The 6,452-nt window shown below is 76.0% G+C and carries 5 protein-coding genes; 3 read left to right on the plus strand and 2 right to left on the minus strand.

Annotation, left to right across the window (positions count from 1 at the left end; translation table 11 throughout):
• Nucleotides 1–4: 4 nt before the first annotated feature.
• Entirely contained in the window at nt 5–655 is a 651-nt protein-coding gene (locus tag IF73_RS0127855; RefSeq protein WP_031012894.1) for a TetR/AcrR family transcriptional regulator, read from the minus strand.
• Between the two features lie 125 nt (nt 656–780).
• Between IF73_RS0127855 and IF73_RS0127860 the strand changes: the two genes are divergently transcribed.
• Genes IF73_RS0127860 through IF73_RS0127870 form a run of 3 tightly spaced genes read left to right on the plus strand, consistent with a single transcriptional unit; the run spans nt 781 to nt 5,074 of the window.
• Nucleotides 781–3,255 carry an FHA domain-containing protein gene (locus IF73_RS0127860; protein ID WP_031012895.1) on the plus strand — a complete coding sequence of 825 codons (2,475 nt, stop codon included), beginning with the start codon at nt 781–783 and terminating at the stop codon, nt 3,253–3,255.
• A gap of 26 nt (nt 3,256–3,281) precedes the next feature.
• Nucleotides 3,282–4,067 (plus strand): hypothetical protein, encoded by a 786-nt coding sequence (locus tag IF73_RS0127865; RefSeq protein ID WP_234338365.1) that lies wholly within the window; start codon nt 3,282–3,284, stop codon nt 4,065–4,067.
• Nucleotides 4,067–5,074, plus strand: a complete 1,008-nt coding sequence (locus IF73_RS0127870; RefSeq protein ID WP_031012897.1) for a serine/threonine-protein kinase — start codon at nt 4,067–4,069, stop codon at nt 5,072–5,074. Before IF73_RS0127865 ends, IF73_RS0127870 begins: the two co-directional genes overlap by 1 nt.
• Nucleotides 5,075–5,107: 33 nt before the next feature.
• Here the strand turns inward: IF73_RS0127870 and IF73_RS0127875 are convergent, their stop codons facing one another.
• Nucleotides 5,108–6,340 carry a streptophobe family protein gene (locus IF73_RS0127875; protein ID WP_051717385.1) on the minus strand — a complete coding sequence of 411 codons (1,233 nt, stop codon included), beginning with the start codon at nt 6,338–6,340 and terminating at the stop codon, nt 5,108–5,110.
• Nucleotides 6,341–6,452 lie beyond the last annotated feature (112 nt).

Here is a 6,452-nt window from a genome sequence, read left to right on the forward strand (position 1 = left end):
GGGGTCAGAGCGAGGTGTCCGGCCCGGAGGTGTCCGGCTGGGGCGGTGGGGCCGGGCGGGTCGAGGCTTCGAGGAGTGGGGGGAGGAACTGGCGTTCCAGGGTGCCCGGGGGCAGCGCGTCCGGTTCCACGTAGCTCTGTGCCAGGCCGCCCTCGCGGAGGGCGATGAGGAGGCGGGCGAAACGGTCGGCGTCCACGGTCAGTTCGCGGCCCGCCCGGTGCAGGACGAGGGTGAGGCCGCGGGCGATCTCGGCCCGCAGCCGCTCGTCGTGCCGGGCCAGCACCCACGCCGCCTGCGGGTCGCGGATGGCGTGCAGGGTGAACTCGGTGGTGACCAGGTACCAGTCGCGCTCGTCCGGCTCGATGGTCGCGGCCAGCTCCGCGAGCCGCCCGAGGGTGTACTCCTCGGCGGTGAGGGCGTCGATGGACGCCGCGAGCCGGCGCACGGTCCGCTCGCTGTGCTCGTCGAAGAGGGCGAGGAAGAGCTCTTCCTTGCTGGCGAAGTTCGAGTAGTACGCGCCCCGCGTGTACCCGGCGCGCTCGCAGATCTGCTCGATGGTGGTGGCGTGGAAACCGTGCTCGGCGAAGGTCTCCAGCGCGGCCTTCAGCAGCGCCGCCCGGGTGCGCGGCCGCCGCCTCGTGACACCTTTCGGCACGTCCGCGTCCTCCCGTCGCTCCGGCGCCGCTCCCCGCGGCCCGGCGCCCACCCTACCCGCGCGCCGCACCCCGCCCGAGGCCCGGTGCCCGGGCGGGCGCGGGCCCCGGCGGATAGGATTCACGCATGGGAGAGCGGCCGGTCGCGCCCGCCGCACCGGGCCTGGTCCTGCTCGTCGACGGGGTCTCGACGCGCATGGACCCGGGCCGCGTCTACCGCGTCGGGCGTGACCCCACCAGCGACATCGTGCTCTCGGACGCCCGGGCGTCCTGGCACCACGCGGTGCTCCGCGCCGCCGGCGGCCAGTGGACGCTCGCCGACGAGGACAGCACCAACGGCACCTACGCCGACGGCGTGCGGGTGCGGCTCCCCCGGGTCGTCGGCCCGGGCACGGTGGTCCGCTTCGGCCACCCGCAGGACGGGCCCCGCGCGGTCCTCACCGCACCCCCGGGCGAGCCTCCTCCCCCGCCGCCCCGCGAGCCCCGGCCCGCGGCCGACCGGGACGCCGGCGCCCCACCCGGCTCCTCCGCGATCGCCGCCGACGCGGAGCCCGTACGAGAAGCCGCGGCGCGGCCCGCGCGGGTGTCGCGGCCGGGGGCCACGGGGACCTTCCGGCGGCCGACGGCGGTGCGGCCGCTGCCGGAGCACACCGTGCGGATCGGGCGGGCGCCGGACAACGACGTCGTCGTCGCCGACCTGGTGGTCTCCCGGCACCACGCCGAACTCCTCGCCCGCCCCGACGGCACCTACTGGATCCACGACCTCGGCAGCCACAACGGCACCTTCCTCAACGGGCGCCCCGTCGTCGAACCGGTACGGGTCACGGCGGACGACATCGTCGGCATCGGCCGCAGCGCGTTCTGCCTGGCGGGCGGGCAGCTCGTCGAGTTCACCGACACCGGCGAGATCTCCCTCGACGTGCAGGAACTCGCCGTCACCGTCGACCACGGCCGCAAGACCCTCCTCGACGGGGTGTCCTTCCCGGTCGGCGAGAAGACGCTGCTCGCGGTCGTCGGCCCGTCCGGCGCCGGCAAGTCCACCCTGCTCGGCGCGCTCACCGGCCAGCGGCCCGCCGACCGGGGCACGGTCCTCTACGACGGCCGCGACCTCTACCGGGACTACGCCGAGCTGCGCCAGCGCATCGGGCTCGTCCCGCAGGACGACATCCTGCACCTCCAGCTGACCGTCCGGCGCGCCCTGTCGTACGCCGCCGAACTCCGCTTCCCCGGCGACACCGCCGCCTCCGAGCGGCACGCGCGCGTGGCGGAGGTCATCGGCGAACTGGGGCTCACCGAACGGGCCGACCAGCCGATCCACAGCCTCTCCGGCGGGCAGCGCAAGCGGGTCAGCGTCGCCCTCGAACTGCTGACGAAGCCGTCCCTGCTCTTCCTCGACGAGCCGACCTCCGGCCTCGACCCGGGCATGGACCGCTCGGTGATGCACATGCTGCGCGGGCTCGCCGACGACGGCCGCACGGTCGTCGTGGTCACCCACAGCGTGCTCAGCCTGGACGTCTGCGACCGGCTCCTCGTGCTCGCCCCCGGCGGCCGGGTGGCCTACTACGGACCGCCCGACGACACCCTGTCGTTCTTCGGCTTCGACCAGTGGCCGGAGGCGTTCGAGGCGTTCGAGACCGACCGGGACCGGGACTGGGCCGGGCAGTACCGGGACTCGCGCTTCCACCGGCGGTACATCGAGGACGCGACGGTCCGGCCGTACGCGCCCGTGGCCGACGGCGACGGAACCGCCGGAGCGCCCGCCGCCGCCCACGCGCCGCCGCCGAAGCCGCAGAGCTGGGGCGGGCAGCTGCGCACCCTGGTGCGCCGCTACACGGCCGCGCTCGCCGCCGACCGCACCTTCCTCGCCATCATGGTCGCCCTGCCGTTCGTGATGGGCGCCATGGCCCGGGCCCTCTCCGAGGGCAGCCTCAACCCCGAGTCCACCCTCAACGTGCTGCTCATCCTGTGCGTCGGCGGTGTCCTCACCGGCGCGGCCAACGCGGTCCGCGAGCTGGTGAAGGAGCGCACGATCTACCGCCGGGAGAGAGCCGTCGGCCTGTCCCGCTCCGCCTACCTCGCCTCCAAGGTCGTCGTCCTCGGCACGGTGACCGTCGTCCAGGCGGTGGTGCTGACCCTGGTCGCCCTGGTCGGGGTGCCGCTGAACGTGCCCGACGGCAAGGGCGTGCTGATGCCCCCGCTGATCGAGATCACGCTCGCCGTCGCCCTGCTGGCCTTCACCGCGATGATGCTCGGGCTGCTGGTGTCGGCGCTGGTCCGCAAGGAGGAGGTGACGATGCCGCTGCTCGTCCTCCTCGCGATCGTCCAGGTGGTGTTCTGCGGCGCGCTGCTGAGCGTGCGCGGGACCCCGGTGCTGGAGCAGCTGGCCTGGCTGGTGCCGTCGCGGTGGGCGTTCGCCGCCATGGGCGCGACCATCGACATCGGGGCGGTGGCGCCGAGCGAGAAGACGGCCGATCCGCTGATGGACCACACGGCGTCGGCCTGGCTCTTCGACATGGGCATGCTGGTCGTGCTCTGTCTGGCGCTCGGGCTGGCCGTGGCCCGGCTGCTGCGCCGGCACGAACCCGTCGTCATGCGCCGCTGACCGCCATCTGATCAGGAGGTGGGGCTGTGACCGTTCCCGACCCCGTATCGGATATCGGATCCGATTCCTATGACGCGGCCGGTTTCCGGCCGACCCATGTCGTGCCGCGCGGCGGGCTGTCCGCCTGGCAGGCGCCCGACCCCGGTTTCCCGACGTTCCCGCTGGACGCCTTCCTGCCGGTGCGGCTGGTGGAGCGGACGGGTGACTGGGGGCGGGTGCTGTGCTCCAACGGCTGGCAGGCGTGGGTGGACGCCCGCCTGCTCGTCACGGTCCCCGACGATCCGCCGGCGGCCGGCTCGTCGCTCGCCCGGACGGCCGACCCGCGCCCCCTCATCGCGCGCGCGGAGGACGCCCTGGGCCGGTACCGGCGGGCGGTGGAGGAGCTGGCGGCGGGCCGGGCGGACGGCGAGACCTTCCGGCGGCGCACCCGCGGGCTGCGGGTCGGGATGGTCGTGGACGGCGAGTCGGTCTGGCTGTACGACGCGGAGCACGAGCGCTGGGTGTACTGCGACGGGGTGGGCCTGACGACGTACGCGGCGTCGTCGGGGCCCTCCCGGACGGCGGAGGAGGCCGGCGCCCCGCAGGCCGCGGCGGCGGAGCCCGTACCGAAGGCGGCGGAGCCCGTACCGGAGGCTGAGGAGGTGCCGCCGGCCGGGCCCGAGCCGGAGACCGAGCCCGTGCCGGAGGTGCGGCCGGCGCCGGTCGGGTACGAGCCGACGCAGGTGGTGCCGCAGATCGATGAGGCGGTGGCGGCCGGGCCGCCGCCGACCCGGGTCGTCAGCCGGCCGCCCGACGCGGAGGACGAGCGCTGATGGCGGGCGCGGGCGCCGGCGGGGCGCGGGACACCGGTCTTCCGGCGGGGCGGCCGTCGGGGCTCGTCGGCAGGGAGATCGCGGGCTACCGGGTGGAGGCCGAGATCGGGCGCGGCGGGATGGCGGTCGTGTACCGGGCGCGGGACCTGCGGCTCGACCGGACGGTGGCGCTGAAGCTGCTGGCGCCGGAGCTGGCGCGCAACGACACCTTCCGGAAGCGGTTCGCGCACGAGTCGCGGGTGGCGGCGTCGATCGACCACCCGCACATCGTGCCGGTCTTCGAGGCGGGCGAGACGGAGGGGGTCCTGTACATCGCGATGCGGTACGTGGCGGGGCAGGACCTGGTGGCGCTGCTGGCCCGGGAGGGGCCGCTGCCGCCGGCGACGGCGGGCCGGATCGCGGCGCAGGTGGCGTCGGCGCTGGACGCGGCGCACGCGCACGACCTGGTGCACCGGGACGTGAAGCCGGGGAACATCCTGGTCGCCGAGGGCACCGACCGGGAGCACCCGGAGCACGTCTACCTCACCGACTTCGGGCTGACGAAGAAGTCGCTGTCGCTGACCGGGTTCACGACGGTGGGCGAGTTCGTGGGCACGCTGGACTACGTGGCGCCGGAGCAGATCTCGGGGAAGCCGGTGGACGGGCGCTGCGACGTGTACAGCCTGGCGTGCGTGGTCTTCGAGACCCTGTGCGGCGTGCCGCCGTTCCGCCGGGACACCGACTGGGCGGTGCTGTGGGCGCAGCAGTACGACCCCCCGCCGGCGCTGGCCGAGCACCGGCCGGGGCTGCCGGAGGCGGCGGACGCGGTGTTCGCGCGGGCGCTGGCGAAGACGCCGGAGGAGCGGTACGGGACGTGCCTGGAGTTCGTCGCGGAGCTGCGGGCGGCCCTCGCGCGCGTGCCGGGCGGCGGTCCGGTCGCCGCGACCGGGGCGGGGCGGCGCGCTCCGGGTCCGCCGCCGGAGCCGCCCGGGTGGGCCCGGCCGGTGTTCCGGCGGCTCGGCGCGTGACCGTGGGCTCCCGTCGGGCAGCGTCCTGGCTGCCTAGGGTGCCTCGGGTGCCTTGGATGCCTCGGGGTGCGGCGGGAGCTGGCCGTGGTGGCGGGTGCGGGTGGCGAGGAGGCCGCCCAGGAAGCCGGCGACGAGGCCCCAGAGGAGGGCCAGGCCGGCCGTCCGCCACACCTCGGGCCGCAGCACGACCTCGCCGCCGAGCGCTCCGAGGTCGCCGATGCCGAGGATGGAGAGGCCGAAGCGCGCCTCCACGAGGGTGAGGGGCGCGACGGCCAGCATGGTGAGGGCGAAGGCGACGCCGACGTGCAGGGCGTGCTGCCAGGGCCGGACCCGGGCCGGGGAGCGTACGGCGGCGAGGAAGGCCGTGGCGAGGACGAGGACGGCGGCGATGGGCAGCAGCCACCAGGCACGTCCGTCCTCGGCGGCGAGCGAGGACAGGTCCACCGTGGACAGGCCGGTGCCGTCGCCGCCGCGCAGGACCGCGTCGAGGATCTGGGGCATGGGGAGGCCGAAGGGGCCGTCGACCGTGCCCTCCCAGGAGCCGCCGATGCCGACGCCGAGGGCGAGCCAGCTGACGTTGGGCAGGCCGAGGAGGAGGACGGCGAGGGTCTCGGCGGCGTGTCCCCTGGTGGCGGCGACGACCAGGCCGATGACGAGGCCGACGGCGACGTAGGCGAGGAGCAGCAGGAGCATCGCCGAGGCGGCGGGCCGGACGGCCTCCTGATGGCGGAGCACGCGCGCGGGGAGGGCGCTGCGGCGGGAGACGAGGAGGGCGACCAGCAGGACGCCCAGGATCCACAGGAGGCCGTAGCCGAGGGTCGCCCCGACGACGGCGCGGAAGCCGACGGTGGGGTCGGTCGCGTCGAGGAGTTCGCCGAAGAGGTCGGCGAGGGGTTCCTGCGGGTCGCCGACGCCGAGGGTGAGCGGGAAGTCGTGGCGGGCGGCGGCGCAGAGCCCGGCGAGCGCGGCCAGCCACAGCACGACGACGGCCGCGGCCCGGGCCGCGAGCTCACCGCCCCGGGCCACCGCGTGGTGGCGGAGCGGGCGGAGGAAGACGGCGCCGGTGACGAGCGCGCCGACGAGGGTGACGGTGAGGGGCATCGCGGTCAGTTCGCCCTCGGTGCCGGCGAAGGCGCCGGCCGAGCCGGTGATCTCGACCTGGCCGCCGGCGGCCATGACCACGACGGCGGCGAGGACGGCGGCGAAGCCTCCGGGGAGGTCGGCGGCGCCGGCGGCCCAGAGGCCGAGGGCGGCGGTGACGCCCATGGCGACATAGCCGGCGACGACGGCGGCGAGGGCCTGGACGGCGACGCGGAGCCCCGTCCGGGCGGGGTCGCCGCCCGGGGCGCCGGGGGTGCCCGGTCCGGCGGCGGGGGGC

This window comes from Streptomyces sp. NRRL F-5727 (genome assembly GCF_000719555.1).
GTDB lineage: Bacteria > Actinomycetota > Actinomycetes > Streptomycetales > Streptomycetaceae > Streptomyces.

Coding starts and splice junctions, on each gene's coding strand:
- IF73_RS0127875 (WP_051717385.1), bottom strand. CDS start 6,340: ATGGGCGTCACCGCCGCCCTCGGCCTCTGGGCCGCCGGCGCCGCCGAC.
- IF73_RS0127870 (WP_031012897.1), top strand. CDS start 4,067: ATGGCGGGCGCGGGCGCCGGCGGGGCGCGGGACACCGGTCTTCCGGCG.
- IF73_RS0127860 (WP_031012895.1), top strand. CDS start 781: ATGGGAGAGCGGCCGGTCGCGCCCGCCGCACCGGGCCTGGTCCTGCTC.